We start from the raw sequence: 17,564 nt of genomic DNA, 5'->3' as shown, positions 1-17,564 counted from the left end.
CCTGGCTTGCCGCAATCTAGGTTGCGCTGTTGGAATCAGATACGGCAGCCGCGCTTTTTTGCGGTTTGTCAGCCAACTCTTTGCCGTAGAAATTGCGCTTTCGCCGCGATTCACCCCAGAAGCCCTGCGGCTTGAAGACCATCATCAACACAATCGCCAAGCCGACCAGCATCATTCTGTAGTCGCTGGCAAAGCGAAGCAGCTCCGGCGTGACGACCAGGACGATCGCACCCAGGATCGATCCCGTGACGCTTGCCATCCCGCCGAGCACCACCATGGCGAGGATCATCACGGAGTCTGTGTACAGGAAGGAGTCCGGGCTGATGAAGGAGATGTAGGTAGCGTAAAAAGCGCCGGCGACACCTGCAAACAGCGCGCCCATCGTAAAGGCGATCAGCTTGTATTTGGTCGGGCGAATTCCGATCGATTCGGCGACAACCTCGTCTTCCCTCACGGTCAGCAGGCTGAGCCCCATTCCGGAGTGAACAACCCGGTAGATGACCAATACCGTTATCGCCACCAAGACCAGCACCAGGTAATAGAAGTCGGCTGAACTGGTAAAGGTGTATCCGAACAGCTCTGGAGAGCGAATGCCGGGCAGCCCCATCGGACCGCGAGTCACATCCACCCAGTTGACAAAAATCAGGCGGATGATTTCCCCGAAGCCCAATGTAACAATCCCGAGGTAATCCCCCCGCAGCCTGATGACGGGACTTCCCAGGATGAACCCGAACAAGCCTGTCACCAGTCCGGCAATCGGCAGCACCAGCCAGAACGAGAGGTCGGTATTGAGCAAAAGCAAGGCCGTTACATAAGAGCCGATTCCGTAAAACGCGGCGTGTCCCAGCGCAAACTGGCCGGCATACCCGACAATCGTATTCAGGCTGAGTGCGAGCATGATGTAAATGCCGATGGAAATGGCAATGTGCAGCATGTACTCATTTCTCAACCAGAGCGGCAAGGCCAAAATGAGCAGCGCAGCGACAATCTTGAGCAACCTCGTTGATTTCAAATGGTCCCACCTACACTTTGTTTATTTCTTTTTTGCCAAAGATACCTGTCGGCTTTACCATCAGGACCACGATCAGGATGATGAAAGCAATGGCGTCCCGATACTGCGACGAGATGTAAGCAGCACCCAGGTTCTCGGTGATCCCCAGGAGCAGGCCGCCTGCCATGGCTCCCGGAATATTGCCGATTCCGCCCAATACGGCCGCAGTAAATGCTTTCAAGCCTGCGGTGTATCCCATCGTCGGGTAAACGGCGTCATAGTAGATTCCCACCAGGATTCCCGCAGCGGCAGCCAAAGCCGAACCGACGGCAAACGTAATCGCAATGATGAAATTGGTGTTGATTCCCATCAATTTGGCGTTCGTGATGCTCATCGAGGTCGCCCGCATCGCTGTTCCGATGCGTGTCTTCGTCACGAACAGATGAAGTCCGATCATCAGGATGACCGACAAGACCAGGATTAAAATCTGAATGCTGGAGATTGTCATACCGTTAAACGTATACGTCTTGATAGGAAACACTTTGGGAAATGGGTGTGTTTCCGTTCCCCAGACCAACTGGGCCAGATTCACGAGGAAGATGGAGACACCCATAGCGCTGATCAAAGGAACAATCCTGTCGGTAAATCTCAACGGGCGATAGGCCAACCTCTCCACTACCATGCCGAGCAAAGCGGTAAACAACGCGGACAGAATAAATGCGAGAAAAAACGGGGCGTTAAAATACTTGAGAATGAACAGACCGAAGAATGTACCCATCATGAAGATATCGCCATGAGCAAAGTTGACAATTTTCAAGATTCCATAGACCATCGTATACCCGAGGGCAATTAGCGCGTATATCGCTCCGATCGTGATCCCGTTAATTATTTGTTGAGACAGCAATTCGATCGCTCCTTTGAGGGAATCTCGGGTGAAAGGATCGATCCTTTCACCCGGGAACATGTCATTTCGTGTATGATTGGAATTTACCGTCCTTCACAATCAGCTTCTCAGGTTCTTTCATGACATCGCCGTTTTCGTCAAAGTCATGTACGCCGGTTACGCCTTCATAGCCTTTCAGCGTCGTGAGATAATCGGCAATCGACTGGCGGTCTGCTCCTTTTTCCTTCATCGCCTTTATGAGGATTTGCGTTGCATCAAACGCGTAAGCAGCATAGGTGCTCGGAGATTCTTTGTACGCCTCTTCATAACTCTTCACGAAAGCCTTGACGTTTTCTTTCTCGCTGGAAGAATTGAAGAAGCCGGGCAGCATGAATCCTTCTACGGCGTCTCCGCCCAGATCGATCAAGGCATTGGAATAGAGCGCGTCCACTCCCATAAACGGAACGTTTAGCCCGAGTGTCTTGGATTGCTTGGCGATCAGAGCTGCCTCATTGTACAGACCGCCGACAAACAGAAGATCCGGATTCTGCTGCTTGATCTTGGTCAAGATTGGCGAGAAGTCCTTGGTTTGGCCCAGAATGTAGGATTCCATGGCAACTACTTGTCCGCCGTTTGCTTCTACTGCCTTCTTGTACACATCTGCCAAGCCCAAACCGTAATCCGTGTTCTCGTAGATCACCGCAACTTTTTTAAAGCCTTCTTCGGCAGTCCATTTCGCCACGTATTCACCTTGATAGGCATCCGTCGTGATGACGCGGAACGTGTAAGGGCCCGCATCGGTAACAGCAGGAGAGCTGGATCCCGGAGAAATCTCCACAACTTTGTTTTTGTTGTAAATCGGCGCTCCGGCCAGCGTAGCGGAACTGTTAAAGTGTCCGACTACCGCTAGTATGGAAGAGTCAGTCGCCAGCTTGTTGGCGACAATCGCCGCTTCTTTCGGATCGGTCTTGTCGTCCTCTGCGACCAGCTCAATCTTTTTCCCGTTTACCCCACCGGCGTCATTCGCCAGTTTTACAGCCAGCTCGGCACCCTTTTTAATGGCTTGTCCGTCCTGTGCGGAAGCCCCGGAAAGCGGTGCTGCCAGACCGATTTTCAGCGTGTCTCCGCCAGAGCCGCCCGAACTGTTGCCGCAACCGGTAAGGACTCCCGCGATAAGTGAAAAAGCTGCTAATAAAGTCATCATTTTTTTCACGATAAAAATCCCCCTTTTTCGACTTTTAAAACTCTTTGCAAATCACTTTTACCGCATCGAAACATTTCTCTTTCAAGCGGCAGAACACCGGTCACAAATATCGGCAAATTCCCCCTTCGAATAATCCTGTACCACTATAATAGCAAAAATAGCAAGTTTCATGCCAACAAAAGAAAGCGGAAAGTTGTCGAATTTTGCAGGTTCAACCGAGTATATTTTGCAAAAACGCAACAAACTCAAAATTGTCTCCATCTTGCATATTGCAAAATAACAAATGTTTTTGCGAAATCGCAAAAAACTGTCGATATTTGCCTATCGGGATGGAATCGCTATCTGATATTTTTTGCATTTGCGCGAGAGGGTCGAGACGTCAATCCCCAACTGCTTGCTTGCCTTGTTCAACGACTCTTGATTTTGCAAGGCCGTTTTGATGATCTGGCACTCGTACTCACTCATCAATTCCTTCAGGGTCTTTCCGGTAAAACGGGGCTTCTGCTCCCCCTTGACCAGTATCTCCTCGGGAATGTCGTCGTAGACGATGACATCGGAAGTAGCAGTGACGATCAAACGCTCAATCATGTTCTCCAATTCCCGAATGTTCCCCGGCCAATCATACTCGCACAGCAAACGGCAGGCCGATTCGGTGATTGTCATGCACTTCTTGTACTTTTTTTGGAACTTCTGCAAAAAGAACTGAATCAGCTGGGGAATATCCTCTTTTCTGTCCCGCAAGCTGGGCACGATGATGGGAACGACGTTCAGCCGGTAGTACAAATCCTCCCGGAACTTCCCGCTGTCTACCATACTGCGCAGGTTTTTGTTGGTCGCAGCGATAAACCTGACGTCTGCCATCACCGGTCTCACTCCGCCAATCGGATAGAAATGCCTCTCCTGAATGACCCGCAGCAGCTTGACCTGAATCGCCGGCGACAATTCCCCGATTTCGTCCAGGAACAGAGTCCCTTTATTGGCGAGGGAAATCAATCCCAGCTTGCCCTGATTGGTCGCACCGGTAAAAGCCCCCTTTTCATACCCGAACATCTCCGATTCCATCAGATTATCGGGAATCGCTCCGCAGTTGATCCGGACAAGCGGCCCTTTGGCGCGAGGGCTTGAATCGTGAATCCGCTTGACCAGCACTTCTTTGCCCACACCTGATTCACCGAGGATCAGCACGGTCGAATCGTACTTCGCCACGTTATCGATCGATTTGTAAACGGACTTCATCGCATCCGAATTCATGACCAGATAACTTTGATCAAAAAAACCGCATTGGTCGTACTGCATTTGCCTTCTTGGTTCGCCTCCTTTCTTGCAGCATGGTCTCTCTCGTCATAAGATGCGTTCCATTCCTCCCTCTTATCCAATGTTCTTACTCGGATATTACCGCAAAATCCATCAGACGAAACGGGGTACGCAGATGTATTTTGCTTTTCAATGATTATAAACAAGTTTAAATTAAATGAAAACAGGAAATGAAGTGACCCCAAAAAGTTAGACTGGTTCTTTGATGAAACAGCATGTAAGATTTGCCTTGATTCGTTTGTGATTATAATAATCGATATATTTTTCCAATTCCTGCTTTAAATGTTCCATGCTTTCAAACTCCTGGGATGCGTTATCCTAACCGTTCCCTTTTCGCGACATACTCTCATGCGTGTTGGTATGTACTCATTTGATGATGCCAGCCTTGATCCGAAGCGTAAAGACTGTTTGCGCTTTATCTTGCTTTGTAATTTTTCCTTGCTTTGAACTAAGGCGTTCAACTTTTTTAGAAAAGCATTCTCCATAAGTAAACGCTCTATTTCTTCTTACAGTGCTTCGACTGATCCTTCAACGGGTGTTCCTTTCTTGTTTTCCTTCTTCATGGTTGGACGCCCCTTTTTCTTTGATTGCACGTCTATTCCTTGTGAATGGAACTGTATTCTCCATTTTCGAGTTTAAACTGCGCCGAAAAACTTGTATAGGATTTTCTACATGCTCCTGCACCGCTGCGCTCGTATTGCATCCAGCAATCGACTCATAACTCCTTACGCCATCTAAATAGCGTTGAACCGCTGACAATTTCTCGTCTGCAGTAAATGTAACCATAGAAAAACTGCACCTCCAATTGTTATGTGTCTAACAATTTGGGTGCAGTTCAGCCCCGGAAAATTTCTCACTCAGGCAAGGGCGACACCCCTATTGAACTGTTTCATCGCCGGCTTCTTCTTCCATCTCGTAATCAAAAGGGTCATCGTCTGCTTCGGCGAAAATGGCTTCTTCAGCCGGAAGATCGTGTATCGGCATGGCTGTGCTTGGATTTTCAGTGATTGGATTTTCCGTGCCTGGCTTTGCTGTGCCTGGTTCTCCCGTGACTTGTATGGGCTCGGCGGCATGGTACACCGTTCCGGCGACGGCTTCCGTCGCTGGCGGTTCGCTGATCACTACAGCTTTGCCGGCGTCACCGACGGGTCGTTTGGCCGAAGAGATATCCTCACGCTTTTTGGTCCGCTTTTTCTTTTTGCAGATCTTGGATTCCTCCATCCATAGCTTCACAATCTTGTGCAGGTTTCGTTGGCGATTCAGCAGGAATGTGACGACGATCTCCTTTTTCTCACGGGATAGAAGAGAGGAAGGCACATCTTCCACAATCTTTTTGATCTTATCGGATGGAATCTCCTGTATCTGCCGGACAAACGGGGAGAGCTGCTCATAGCTGTGAATGGAAGCACGCAAGCCGCGAACATAGTGATGGTTGTATTTGGCCACGTGCTCCCAATAGGAAGAATCCCATTCGGTTTTCCTGTATTTCGCTGCACCCAGTAAAGCCAATCCGTGGTCGATCAGATAAAAGTCGTACAGCTTTTTCCCCTTGCGGTACGTAATCAGATTTCCCCCGTGTCTGTCCACGTTACAGATCCAGATATCAAACACAAATGTCTGCAGCAGTTGTTCCGGCTTCTTCAGATGCTTCAGGATCTCTCCCTGCAATTTCCTGTACAGACCGTTCCATGATGAAAGGCTCCGCGCCCGGCGAACGATTGAAACGACTCCTCGCTTACCTTCAATCTCCACCGGCTCTATTTTTGCCGCTTTCAGCTTGATTAACCGGGCCAGACGGTAACAGATTAATTCGTTGGCCAAAATCGATCCCCAGTTCACGTACTTAAAATACGCTCTCCGTTTTTCTTCCGATTTGACATACCAGACAGGACCGCATTTCCGCGAGTATTTTCGGACAAGCCTCCATTTCTTTGCTGTACCCATCGAGTATTCCTTCTTTCGTTTCCTCATACTTCTACATTATTTGCATTGTCTCCATGGGTCACGGCACATTGAAAACTTGATGTGCTTGCCTATAGCTGCAAACAAAACAAGACCACCCCGTCACTTCCCTTCAGGGGTGGTCAAATCAGGTCCTACCAAGCGGCTACCTGCCCGTCTGTCCGATGCTCAGTGCCTCCGACGAGGACCCCGTTATCCTGCCGCCAGATGATCTGCCCGCGTCCAAAATCCCCGGAGCCCAAGGCCCAGTTCACGTCATGCCCGAGTCTCGCCAGCATTTCTGCCAAATGAGGAGGAGTCGAATGCTCGAGCTCGATCGACTTCCCTTCAATCCACCGCCACCTCGGCGCATCCAGCGCCGCTTGCGGATTCAGATGAAAATCGACGGTGTTCATGACGACCTGCACATGGCCCTGCGGCTGCATGAACGCCCCCATTACGCCGAACGGCCCGATCGGCTTGCCGTCTTTGGTCATGAACCCCGGAATGATCGTATGATAAGGCCGTTTGCCGCCAAACAGGCAATTGTCGTGTCCCTGTTCCAGGGTAAAGTTATGCCCGCGATTGTGCAGGGCGATCCCTGTACCCGGCACCACCAGGCCTGACCCAAAGCCCATGTAGTTGCTCTGGATGAAGGAGACCATGTTGCCTTCTCCATCGGCCGTACACAAGTAGACCGTTCCGCCTTGTGGCGGCCTGCCCGGCTCCGGCTGTATGGCTTCCTTTCCAATCAGTCGCCGCCTCTCTTCTGCGTAGGCATCAGACAAGAGATCGGCCACCCGGACGGACATGCTGCACGGGTCGGCAATGTACTTCTTCCCGTCGGCAAAGGCCAGCTTTATCGCTTCGATCTGCTTGTGGTACGTACCCGGGGTATCCCGCTCGCCAAAGTCAAATCCTTTCAGAATGTTCAGAGCTATCAGGGCGACCAGACCATGACCGTTCGGCGGGATTTCCCACACATCGTAGCCGCGGTAGTTGACAGATATCGGTTCCACCCACTCCGGCTTGTAGCTTTCAAGGTCCTCCAACCGCAGATAGCCGCCATGCTTGCGGGAAAATCGGTCGATTTTTTCGGCCAGCTCCCCCCGGTAAAACGACTCCGCATTCGTCTCCGCGATTTCCTGCAGAGTCCTGGCGTGATCGGGAGAGCTCCAGATTTCGCCGATCTCGGGTGCTCTGCCTTGAGGCGCAAACGTGTCGAACCAGCCTTGAAACTCTTCCCCGCGCAGGTGCTCTTTATACACTTTGTACGCTTTGGCCCAGTATGTTCCCAGGACCGGCGTCAGCGGATATCCGTTTTCCGCATAGGTAATCGCCGGTTCCAGCACCTCGGCAAACGGCAGCTTGCCAAACCTGCGCGACAGCTCTGCCCAACCGGCAGGAGCTCCTGGGACTGTCAGCGGAAGAAACCCGTACTTGGGTATTTCTTTGTACCCTGCCCTCTCCAGAGCTTCACAGGATATGCTCCGCGGAGCCGGACCGCTCGCATTGAGGCCATGCAGTCCGCCCTGTGTCCAGACCAGGGCAAAGGCGTCTCCCCCGATGCCATTGGAGGTTGGCTCTAAAACCGTTAATGCAGCCGCCGTCGCGATCGCCGCATCGATCGCATTGCCTCCTTTTTGCAGGATTCGCAGCCCCGCCTGGGCAGCCAGCGGCTGCGAGGTAGCAACCATCCCGTTTCTTGCATAGACGGCCGTCTCTCGCGATGCATACGGATAGTACATGGAATCAAATTTCATAACCTTTCTTCCCCCTCTCAAACTGCCATATGAGACAGCACCAGCCCGCCGTAGACGAAGGCGGCCACTATCACCAGTGCCGGATGAATCCGCCCTTTGGTCAGGGCCCAGAGCGCAACCAAGGCGATCCCCAATGATTGCCATATCCCGATTGACTGAACGGAAACCTCCCCCATTTCCCAGGTCAGTACCGCCATCATCACCGCAATGACCGGTTGAACCAACAGGGTCATGCCCTTGACGACAGGGGAATGGCGATAGCGGTTCAGCGTTTTGAGCAGCACGATCAAGGCAGCCGCTGACGGCACCACAGCCGCTGCTGTCGCAATGACAAACCCCATCCAGCCCGCCACCTGATAGCCCACGAAGGCAGCGATCTTGGTAGCTACCGGCCCTGGCAGAGCATTCGCCACCGCCAGTACATCGACAAATTGTCCATTCGTCATCCAACCGTAGTGATTGACGATTTCCGACTGCATCAACGGAATCGAAGACGGCCCGCCTCCGTACCCCAGCAGATTGGCAACAAAGATTCCCCAAAAAACGTCCCACCAGCTCGTCATAGCGAAATTCCTTTCCCTTTCTGCTTGTGTTTGAGCCGATTCATCAAGCCAAGGTGAAAGGCGCCATAGGCGAGGAAGATCAGTACGACGATTCCAGGGTGCACATTCAAGACCTGAAGCAGCAGAAACGCGAGGAGGCAAAATCCGATTGCGAGTGCTTTGCCCAGTCCCTTCCATGCTTTCGCGGCAAAGTCGTACGTCATCATCCCCAGCATGACGATGATGACCGGACCTACCGCAGCGATCATCCCGGCGACAACCTTGGAATGCTTCAGCGCGTAGAGCACACCCAACAGGGCAACCATCGCGAAGCTCGTCGGCAAAATATGGGCTAAAACAGCGACGGCAGCACCGGCGCTCCCCTTCAACTTGTATCCCAAATACGCGGCCATCTTCGTCGCAATCGGTCCCGGCAGTGTATTCGCCAGGGCGAGAATTTCTCCAAACTCGTCATCATCCAGCCAACGGTACTTTGACACTGCCTCGTAACGAAACAGTGGAATGACGGAAGGCCCGCCGCCGTAGCCAAAGATACCAACCCGGAACATCCCGAGCACCAACTCTTTGTATGGCCCCAAGCTCACTCGCAATCCCACCTTTGTTTTTTACAGCTTCATACCCATGCGGCTCTTGTACCTCTTCAACAGCATTTGCGTTTCCACACGGACAATTCCCGGCATGGTGTAAAGCGTCTTCATCAAAAATTTTTCCATTTCCTGGGTATTAGCAAAAATTCCGTGCATGTGCAGGGTGCTGGGCCCTGTCATGTGGTAGAGACTGGTAACAGCCGGCACTTCCACCAATTTTTTCGCCACCTCTTCCAGGTATCTCGGTTCGATGTCAATATTGAAAAATGCCGATACCTGAATCCCCACCTTCGCCGGATTGATCACCACAGTAAATCTCTCAATAATCCCCGCTTCGCTGAGCGCACTGATCCGGGCCTGGACGGCCACGCGCGACAAGCCGATTCTCTTTCCCAGCTCTGTATACGAGATCCGCCCGTTTTCATGCAAAGCTTCAAGGATCTGTCTGTCAAGATCATCCAGTTCCATTGGAGGCATTTCACTCGCTTCCGAATACTCGTAGACCATTATCTCCCTCCTTTCGCTGCCAAATGCGTCTTGTCATTTTCATAACGAATGAAAATTTAGGAATTCACTTTCGTTATTTACTAATATAAGTAAAACAACTTACCATATCAACCGAAAATTCGTTATTAATCAAACGTTTTGTTTTCAAAACAGGTATCCTCGCCCTCTTTTAGATACAAAAGGACCTTTGCATAACGCCTCTCTATGGGGCTGTTATACGAAGGTCGTATGGGTCTACTGTCAGTCTTTATGGGGTTGGTAGGTGTCCCAGGCTGTTTTAAGCGATTCGACCATCTGCTCGGCTACCGTCTCGGGGTCGAGATTGCTGGTGACAAATTGGGAATGGTTTATCGAATAGACTTCTCTGCGCTTGAAAAACAGTTCTTCTATCTCCGGCAAGCTCTTGTTCTGAAGAATGGGACGGCTGTCGATAATCAGCGGCAGCCGGTCTTTCCAGGAATCCCAGGACAAGTCCAGGAAGAAGACGATGCAATGGGTCAGACAGACATTGCGCACTTCTTCTTGCAAATAAGCCCCGCCGCCCAGGGAGAGGATCTTCAAGCGGGTATTGGTGCAGTAGTGGGTGATCAGCTCCCGCTCCATCTTGCGAAACTGTTCTTCCCCCAACTTCTGAAAGATTTCTGTAATAGGCATGCCAAATTTTTTGACGATCTCTTCGTCAATATCGATGAAATCCCGGTACAGTTTTTTGGCAACCAGTCGCCCGACGCTGGACTTTCCCGCTCCCATAAAGCCAATCAGGGCAATATTGCTTTCTCGGATCGAAAATTCTCTTCGTTCATGCATGTCAATGTTCACTCTCTCGCCTGTAGCTGTCTTCTAGAAAATTCGTCGGGTCAGTCCATTTGAAAGTACTTGTCCTTCAATTTGCTGACTTCAGCCTGCATGGTAAGCACCTTCCCGGATCATTTGTCGGCGACAAATTCATGTGTGTCCAATTTGTCTTCAACCCGTTTAAAATGGCTTCTCATCTCTGTCAAGCCGTCTTTTTGCCTCTGCTCCAGCCGTCCAAATCCCTGCTCCAGCTGCTCCTGCCTCTGCTCCAGCCGTCCAAATCCCTGCTCCAAGCTGTTCAATCTCTTGACGACCGGCTGCAGTTCTTCCTTCATCATCCCGCGCATCAGGCCAACTAACTGTTCGATCTCCTCCCGTTTCAACTCCCGCACCGCCCTTCTGGTGATGATTCTATCTTATCATATCTAAGCGCATCCCCTGAAGAGATTTGGACGCCCTGGCACCAGCCCGCCTTCTAGCATTTTCATCAATTTCTCTATATTCACTTTTTATGGTACACTATGTTTTATATAGAGATTTAATGTTCCGATATTTGCAACATTTCCTGCGGCAGACGATAAGGAGCGATCTCGTTTATGGACAAGAGCAGCAATGACTATTTGCTTTCGTCAGTCAAAAATGCCCTGCGCATTCTCAACAGTTTTTCCCTGGATGAACCAGAGAAAAAAGTGACGGACCTGGCGAAATCCTTAGGCCTGGGAAAAAGCACGGTAAGCCGCCTGTTGGCTACATTGGCCAGCGAAGGTTTTGTCACCAAAGACCAGGAGACGCAAAAATACAGGCTGGGGCTGTCGATTCTAAACTTGAATACGATTCTTACCTCCAATCTGGAAATCGAGAGAGAATCCTTGGGCGTTCTGCAAAAATTGGTAAATGACATTCAGGAGACATCTCACATCGCCGTCTTGGACGGAACGGATGTCATCTACATCAACAAAGTGGAATGCAAGCATCCTGTTCAAATTCTCACGCATGTCGGCAGAAGAAACCCGGCCTACTGCACAAGCTCAGGCAGAATCCTGCTCGCCCATCAAAGCGAACAGGTCATCGAACAAGCTCTTAGCGCAGACCTGCAGGCGTATACGGAAAAAACCAATACCGATCCGGAATCAATTCGCAGGATATTAAAGACGGTGAAAGAGCAGGGGTACTGTGTTTGCGTCGAAGAACTTCGCGTTGGGGTTGCCTCTATCTCCGCCCCGATTCGCGATTACACGGGCCAGGTAGTCAATACCGTCACCGTGATTGGCCCTATCCAACGATTGAACGCTTCCACACTGACTCCCTATGTGAACAAGATTATTGGAGCGGCGAACGAAATCTCCGCCAGACTTGGCTACAGAAAGCCGTATTGAGCCGAAGCCGCAAAAAGCCTCGATGAGACAGACTCGCCTTGGCTTTTTGTGTTTTGCTTTTTTGCGTATCCGAGATTCCGATGGTTCATCCCGCACTTTTCAAGCTTATGTACCGAATTCCTATACCCTTTCTCGATTGGGCTGGACAAATTGAAGCAACTCGCGGTCCGGACCGTGGAAGAAAATCGTCTTTGCCCCGTCGATCGCGGTATTTGGCTTCTCGCTGTTGAACTGAACCCCTTTTTGGCGATAGTATTCCATCGCCTCTTCGATATTTTCCACCGTAAAAGCCAGGTGATTGACGATTCCACTGTCAGAGTACTCTCCCAGCGGCTTGAGGTCGCGAATCAGCTCAATCTCAAATCCCGGCTGGTCATCATGGTACAGGAAAGCCATATCTCTGGTGGCGCTTTGTCCTCTTGTCCGCAGCTTATAGCCAAACATGCTGCTGTAGTACTGGATCGATCTTTCCATATCGGTCACAATCAAGGCTACATGCTCTGCTTTTTTGATCACCGATTCTCACTCCTCTTTCTGCTTGAGGTCCTTTACCGGATTTACCAATTTTTCAAATCCATCGATCTGGCACTCCACGACATCCCCGTCCCGAATGACGACTGCCCCCGGGGTTCCGGTGGAGATGATATCTCCCGGCAAAAGCTTCATGACTTTGGAATGGAAGGATACGAGGTACCACGGACGGAACGTCATATTGGAAACGACGTTTTTCCGGTGAATCCTCCCGTTGATGACCGTTGACACATTCAAATCGAGAACCTCATCCACTTCATCCGGAGTGACCAGGTGCGGACCGAAGCTGAAAAAGGTGTCAAAGCTCTTGGAACGGGTGAGATAACGCGGGTTTTTCTGCAGGATGTCTTCGGCAGTCATGTCGATAATGGCGGTAAAACCGGCGATCACGCCCGGCGCATCCGCTTCGGATACATTCTTGCATTCTTTTCCGATAATGATCCCCAGTTCGGCCTCCGCCGTCGTCCGGTCAGATTGGAACGGGATTTCAATCGTATCGCCAGGACCAATGATGGTGGTGTCCGGCTTCATGAAGCTGGCAGGTTCCGTATTTGGCGCCTTCTCATGAAGGTCTGCGGCGTGTTCCACATAGTTCAGGCCAATCCCCCAGATTTTTCGCGGATGGCGATAGAGCGGACCGTATTCCACACGGTCGGCGGGAATCAGCTCGCCTTTGAGCGTCTCCAGCTCCTGGCGGCCGCCGTTTTGATACCACTCATTTATCTCGGCCAATTTCCCGGATTGAATGATCTCAAACAAACTGCTCGGCCAATTTTTGTTCAGCTTTTGATTTGCCAGATCTACCGTTAGTACTCCGTGCTCGGCAACAATGGCAGCTGTTTCGATTCCCTCTTTCTTTACGGTTGCAAGACGCATATCATATCCCTCCCAAGAAAGAAAATTACAAATAAACAATCTCTTCTTTACTATACCGTTCCAGCCGGTTTATAGCCAATGTTATCTGATACCGCAGGAGAATATGTTTTGCAGCCTGCATCCCGAAAAAATGTTGTAGTCTCCGCTACAGGTGGAAGCATCTATGCCCTCCCGCTCCTTCCTAAACACCCAGATACTTATGCTGAATCTCCTCATTTGCCAGCAGTTCGTCCGGTCTGCCCTGCCACACGATCTGCCCTTTGTTCATGACGAGTACAATATCAGCCACAGCGCAGGCCAGGTAAAAATTTTGTTCGACTAACAACATCGAAAGTCCGGTCCCTTTTAATGTGCCGATAATCTCTCCTACCTGTTCGATAATGACCGGCGCCAGCCCCTCCGAAGGCTCATCCATCAAGAGGAATTGCGGATTGGTCAAGAGCGCCCTGCCGATGGCAAGCATTTGCTGCTGCCCCCCTGAGAGCTGCGTCCCCTTGTTATTCTCCCTTTCCTTCAGAATCGGGAAGAGTTCGTAAATATCCGCCGGCAGCGCGGAAGCAGCCGAAGAGATGGGCACCCTTCTCTACTCATTCACCGTCGAATGAGAGGCCGGCTCAGGCGGCACATTCAGCCTCTGGTTGAGATACACCAGGATCAATATGGCCAATCCGAGCAGGTCGGTATAGATTCCCGGCTTGATCAGCGCCAGTGCGCCGACGAGCAGCAGGATCCTCTCCCACGCCTTCAGTCTGCGCATCCACCACCCTTCGACGACGGAGGCCAGAATAAAGATGCCGACCGAGGCGGTTATCAGTGTCAGCACGATCTCTGCCATGCTTCCTTGCAGCAGCAGAGACGGGGCATAGACGAACATGAACGGCACGATAAACCCTGCAATCCCCAGCTTCATCGCGGCCAGTCCGGTTCTCATCGGTTCTGTGCCCGCGATGCTGGCCCCGGCAAACGCCGCCAGCGGGGATACCCCCATTTAAAAGAATCTGAAGATCATTGACGGCCGCCCGCCTTGCTGGGGATAGCCGTGTTGGTCGTGATGTGGATTTACAAAAGATGGTTCTGAAAACAGAGCGAGGCGGCGCTCCGGTTGGCCTGTTGCCCGGCCTCCCGGGGTCAGCCTCGCGTCGTACTCCGCCAAATACGTGACCGAAGGATCTACTTCATGCAGCAGGACCCACTCTAGTTCCCGCGGTGCCGCGCACAGCACCTCTCCCGCCGGGGAGAGCAACTTGCTCTTCCCGCAGCTTCCCTCGCCCACGGTATTCACGCCCAGGATGTAGACCGTGTTGTCCAGCGCCCGGGCCGGGAATGCAACTGCAGAGCTGCCGCCTTGTACAATCTGCCGCCTCCTTTGCCCATTTTCGGGATCAATTGACCTGCAGCCTTTTTTCTGCCTAGTGAGCTCTCCCACGCCGATCACCGTCAGCAAGGAAGTATCCTTCAGGCTGATAATAAATTGGTTGCCAAGCGGTGGGATCATTCTGCGAAACGCTTGCGGCCAGACGACGTTGTAAAAGGTTTGCGCGGAAGTAAGGCCAAGCGAACGGCCCGCTTCTACCTGGCCGGGATCGATGGACTGAATGGAGCCTCTGACGATTTCTGCGATGTACGCGCCGGCATTGATCGCGATTGACATGATGCCGGCGATGATCGGGTCGATTTTGATGCCCAGCATGAGCGGCAGTGCAAAGTAGATGTAGAGCGCCTGGACCATGATCGGGGTGCCGCGGATCACTTCGACGTATATGGTGGCTGCCCCGTACAGCAGCGGATTCTTGACAGACCGCCCCAACCCGACGATGGCTCCGATCAAAAAGCCGATGAACAATCCGCGATGAAGATGGTATACTGAATTCCTTTGAGCAGAACAGGAAGCGCACTGATGGCAAAACTCCAATCCAGTTCAAGCCCTTTGTTCATTTTCACACCCCTTTATGACGAATTCCGCAGCTTGGCAGCGACAGCGGTTTCGGCACTATTTCTTCGGCTTCTCTCCGAACCATTTTTCGTACAGCTGATCGTAGGTTCCGTTCTCCATGAGCTTATCCAACGCGGCGTCCACCTTCGCGCGCAGTTCGCTGCCCTTGGGAAAGGCGATCCTGCTGGCCTTCCAGCAAATCGCCGACGACCTTTACCTTTCCGCTCCCTTTCGTATTGCTGTAGTAGAGCACATTGGGCGAATCAAATATGACGGCATCGGCTGAACCTTTTTCCAGTTCCATATAGGCCTGGTCGATATTGGGGAACGGTACCACTTCCTTGACCCCGTCCATTTTGGCGGCATAATCGTAGCTGGACGTGCCTTGCTTCGTCGCGACTACTTTTCCTTTTAAATCCTCTGCGCCCTTGATGCTGTCATTGTCGGCCCGCACGAGAATCAACGTCCCGGCATCGTAATAAGGCCGGCTGAAGTCAATAACCTGCTGACGCTCCGGCTTGATCGTAACTCCGGCGATGACCATGTCGAGGTTATGGGTTTGCAGCGCCGGAATCAATCCGCTAAAGTCCATCGGTTTCAATTCATATGCGAAGCCCGCCTCTTTTGAGACTGCTTCCAGCAAATCCATATCAAACCCGTCGTACTTCCCCGTCTCCTGGTTTAAAAACTCAAACGGCAGGTAACTGGTGTCGGTTCCCACGATCACTTTGGAAGCTGGGGCGGCTCCCGTTCCGTCTTCCTGCCTGTTTGCTGCCCCTTCCCCGCCGGTACTTGCCTGGTTTGCGCCGCAAGCGGCCACACTTGCACCCAGAACGACCGCAAGCAGCAACACCCCGATCTGCAGCCATTTTTTCATCATGATGAATCCCCCCTGCTCTGTTTTTAAAATACTTATTTCACCTTTCATTTTTATATGTAATTTTCATTTCATTATGGCTCAAAAAAAGCCGCCAACTGCCGGACTGCCGGACATGCAAAATCCCGTCACCACCTGTTTCGGGCGACGGGATCGCGGATCAGCACATGCCAATTAGGTTGTCAGGACGGCCATACTACCGGGATGCCCCCCCAGCATGAACCGGGCGCAGAGCGATCTTCCATTTTAAAAGGATGCTTCCGGCCATCAGCAGCACGCCGGCAAAACCAAAGACGTATGAGACGGAGAAATGACCGGAGATGAACCCGCCGAGCAGCGGCCCTGCCAGGTTGCCCAGGAATTGACAGCTCGAGTTGACGCCAAAGGCCCGCCCGTACACCTGGTCCGTCGACCGTTTCTTGATCAGTGTCTGGATCGCCGGAATCATTCCGCCCAACACCAATCCCTGCAAAAATCTCCAAATGTACAGTTCGTAAATCGTATGCGTCCATAATTGGGGCAGGTACAGGCAGCCTGTAAGGAACATGGCAGTCGGCAAAATCCTGCTTTGCCCAATGCGGTCCCCCAATCTCCCCAACAGCGGTGAGCCGATGATATTGGCAAACCCCGTAATCGAAGTCACCAACCCGGCCAGGAAAGTGAGATTGGCCGCGTCGCCGACGATGTACTTCACGAAAATAGACATCATCGAATTGGTGGAAAGCAGCGCCATCTGCACAATAAAGGTCGCAAAAAACAGGATTTGCAGGTTCTTGTTTCCCAAAACATCGCGAAACGATCCGTGTTCCTCTCTTTCCGTCCGGGATGGCGCGTCAGGCTTGAGGAATACTTTTACCAGCAAAATCGTGCTGAATATAAGCATCCCCGTAACGGCAAAGACGGCGTGATAGCCAAACCAATCCGCCAATGCCCCTCCGATGAGCGGACCGATAATTCCGCCGGATACGCCCCCTGTTTGCAGAAATCCAAGCGCTTTTCCGATGTGCTCGCGTGGCGTCGTCTTGGACAGATAGGAAAACGACACCGAGACAAATCCGGAAAAAAAGCCGTAGACGAAGCGCAAAATGAGCAGCATCAGCGGTGTGTTGGCAAAGGACATCAAAATATTAATGACTCCCATGCCGATCCCCGCCCTGATCAAATTGGTCCGCTGACCGTACTTATCGGCGAAGGATCCCCAGATGGGAGCCATGATGGCTGCAGACAAAAAAGTGGATGACATGATCATCCCCGTCCACATGCTCAGTTCTTTGTGATTGTGTACCCCAAGTTCGCCTAAAAACAGAGGCAAAAAGGGTATGATCATGTTCATTGAACCCATCACGATAAAATTGCAAATCCAAAGTACCCATGCGTTCTTCTTCCAACCCATTGTTTGGTTCATCCCCTACAAATTGCTCCG

Annotated in this window: 20 protein-coding genes and 2 pseudogenes; 1 reads left to right on the top strand and 21 read right to left on the bottom strand. The window is 51.5% G+C overall.

Features of this window, described 5'->3' with window-relative positions; genetic code table 11:
• Positions 1–16: 16 nt before the first annotated feature.
• The 13 genes and pseudogenes from HGBM_RS14645 to HGBM_RS27530 all read right to left on the bottom strand — a co-directional run bounded on the left by HGBM_RS14645 (position 17) and on the right by HGBM_RS27530 (position 10,931).
• Positions 17–1,012: a branched-chain amino acid ABC transporter permease gene (locus tag HGBM_RS14645; RefSeq protein WP_019121836.1), complete on the bottom strand. Its 996-nt coding sequence runs from the start codon at positions 1,010–1,012 to the stop codon at positions 17–19.
• A gap of 10 nt (positions 1,013–1,022) precedes the next feature.
• Positions 1,023–1,955: a branched-chain amino acid ABC transporter permease gene (locus HGBM_RS14640; RefSeq protein WP_019121835.1), complete on the bottom strand. Its 933-nt coding sequence runs from the start codon at positions 1,953–1,955 to the stop codon at positions 1,023–1,025.
• A gap of 1 nt (position 1,956) precedes the next feature.
• Positions 1,957–3,078 (bottom strand): ABC transporter substrate-binding protein, encoded by a 1,122-nt coding sequence (locus HGBM_RS14635; protein WP_035287192.1) that lies wholly within the window; start codon positions 3,076–3,078, stop codon positions 1,957–1,959.
• A 321-nt stretch (positions 3,079–3,399) separates the two neighbouring features.
• Complete coding sequence (locus HGBM_RS27540; protein ID WP_019121833.1) at positions 3,400–4,374, bottom strand: sigma-54 interaction domain-containing protein; 975 nt, start codon at positions 4,372–4,374, stop codon at positions 3,400–3,402.
• A gap of 207 nt (positions 4,375–4,581) precedes the next feature.
• Positions 4,582–4,786 (bottom strand): annotated as a pseudogene (locus tag HGBM_RS31725) (IS3 family transposase); the annotation flags it as partial.
• A pseudogene (locus tag HGBM_RS14620) lies at positions 4,783–5,178 on the bottom strand (IS3 family transposase); the annotation flags it as partial. The pseudogenes HGBM_RS31725 and HGBM_RS14620, both read right to left, overlap by 4 nt.
• Positions 5,179–5,268: 90 nt before the next feature.
• On the bottom strand, positions 5,269–6,336 hold the full coding sequence (locus HGBM_RS27535) for a HipA family kinase (protein ID WP_019121830.1): 1,068 nt from the start codon (positions 6,334–6,336) through the stop codon (positions 5,269–5,271).
• A gap of 152 nt (positions 6,337–6,488) precedes the next feature.
• On the bottom strand, positions 6,489–8,096 hold the full coding sequence (locus HGBM_RS14610) for a gamma-glutamyltransferase family protein (protein ID WP_019121829.1): 1,608 nt from the start codon (positions 8,094–8,096) through the stop codon (positions 6,489–6,491).
• A gap of 17 nt (positions 8,097–8,113) precedes the next feature.
• Positions 8,114–8,659, bottom strand: coding sequence for a chromate efflux transporter ChrA (gene chrA / locus HGBM_RS14605; protein ID WP_019121828.1), 546 nt, complete (start codon positions 8,657–8,659; stop codon positions 8,114–8,116).
• Positions 8,656–9,243, bottom strand: a complete 588-nt coding sequence (gene chrB, locus HGBM_RS14600; protein ID WP_019121827.1) for a chromate efflux transporter ChrB — start codon at positions 9,241–9,243, stop codon at positions 8,656–8,658. The genes chrA and chrB overlap by 4 nt, the downstream gene beginning before the upstream one ends.
• Positions 9,244–9,264: 21 nt before the next feature.
• Positions 9,265–9,753 (bottom strand): chromate efflux transcriptional regulator ChrS, encoded by a 489-nt coding sequence (gene chrS / locus HGBM_RS14595; RefSeq protein ID WP_019121826.1) that lies wholly within the window; start codon positions 9,751–9,753, stop codon positions 9,265–9,267.
• A 240-nt stretch (positions 9,754–9,993) separates the two neighbouring features.
• Positions 9,994–10,560: a shikimate kinase gene (locus HGBM_RS14590; RefSeq protein ID WP_019121825.1), complete on the bottom strand. Its 567-nt coding sequence runs from the start codon at positions 10,558–10,560 to the stop codon at positions 9,994–9,996.
• Positions 10,561–10,679: 119 nt separating this feature from the next.
• Complete coding sequence (locus HGBM_RS27530; protein ID WP_019121824.1) at positions 10,680–10,931, bottom strand: hypothetical protein; 252 nt, start codon at positions 10,929–10,931, stop codon at positions 10,680–10,682.
• 213 nt (positions 10,932–11,144) lie between these two features.
• On the opposite strand from HGBM_RS27530, the gene HGBM_RS14580 reads away from it, so the two are divergent.
• Positions 11,145–11,924: an IclR family transcriptional regulator gene (locus HGBM_RS14580; RefSeq protein WP_019121823.1), complete on the top strand. Its 780-nt coding sequence runs from the start codon at positions 11,145–11,147 to the stop codon at positions 11,922–11,924.
• Between the two features lie 120 nt (positions 11,925–12,044).
• Here the strand turns inward: HGBM_RS14580 and HGBM_RS14575 are convergent, their stop codons facing one another.
• The 8 genes from HGBM_RS14575 to HGBM_RS14545 form a co-directional block, all read right to left on the bottom strand.
• On the bottom strand, positions 12,045–12,440 hold the full coding sequence (locus HGBM_RS14575; protein WP_019121822.1) for a VOC family protein: 396 nt from the start codon (positions 12,438–12,440) through the stop codon (positions 12,045–12,047).
• A 6-nt stretch (positions 12,441–12,446) separates the two neighbouring features.
• The gene (locus HGBM_RS14570; RefSeq protein ID WP_019121821.1) at positions 12,447–13,331 is read right to left on the bottom strand and encodes a fumarylacetoacetate hydrolase family protein; all 885 of its coding nucleotides are present in this window, start codon (positions 13,329–13,331) and stop codon (positions 12,447–12,449) included.
• Positions 13,332–13,512: 181 nt separating this feature from the next.
• A complete protein-coding gene (locus HGBM_RS27525; RefSeq protein ID WP_019121820.1) occupies positions 13,513–13,908 on the bottom strand; it encodes an ABC transporter ATP-binding protein in 396 nt (131 codons plus the stop codon).
• Between the two features lie 6 nt (positions 13,909–13,914).
• Positions 13,915–14,319, bottom strand: coding sequence for a DUF3394 domain-containing protein (locus HGBM_RS14560; RefSeq protein ID WP_019121819.1), 405 nt, complete (start codon positions 14,317–14,319; stop codon positions 13,915–13,917).
• Positions 14,320–15,138, bottom strand: a complete 819-nt coding sequence (locus HGBM_RS32280) for an ABC transporter permease subunit (RefSeq protein WP_342626545.1) — start codon at positions 15,136–15,138, stop codon at positions 14,320–14,322.
• A 183-nt stretch (positions 15,139–15,321) separates the two neighbouring features.
• Positions 15,322–15,408 carry a hypothetical protein gene (locus tag HGBM_RS32535; protein WP_390620983.1) on the bottom strand — a complete coding sequence of 29 codons (87 nt, stop codon included), beginning with the start codon at positions 15,406–15,408 and terminating at the stop codon, positions 15,322–15,324.
• Positions 15,389–16,144 carry a transporter substrate-binding domain-containing protein gene (locus HGBM_RS27515; protein ID WP_218916998.1) on the bottom strand — a complete coding sequence of 252 codons (756 nt, stop codon included), beginning with the start codon at positions 16,142–16,144 and terminating at the stop codon, positions 15,389–15,391. The genes HGBM_RS32535 and HGBM_RS27515 overlap by 20 nt, the downstream gene beginning before the upstream one ends.
• Before the next feature lie 193 nt (positions 16,145–16,337).
• A complete protein-coding gene (locus HGBM_RS14545; RefSeq protein ID WP_019121816.1) occupies positions 16,338–17,534 on the bottom strand; it encodes an MFS transporter in 1,197 nt (398 codons plus the stop codon).
• Positions 17,535–17,564: the final 30 nt, after the last annotated feature.

It is taken from the genome of Brevibacillus massiliensis, from assembly GCF_000311785.1.
Taxonomy (GTDB): Bacteria; Bacillota; Bacilli; order Brevibacillales; family Brevibacillaceae; genus Brevibacillus_C; species Brevibacillus_C massiliensis.
The sequence above is the reverse complement of the archived record's forward strand: the minus strand, read 5'-3'. Positions and strand labels throughout refer to the sequence as shown.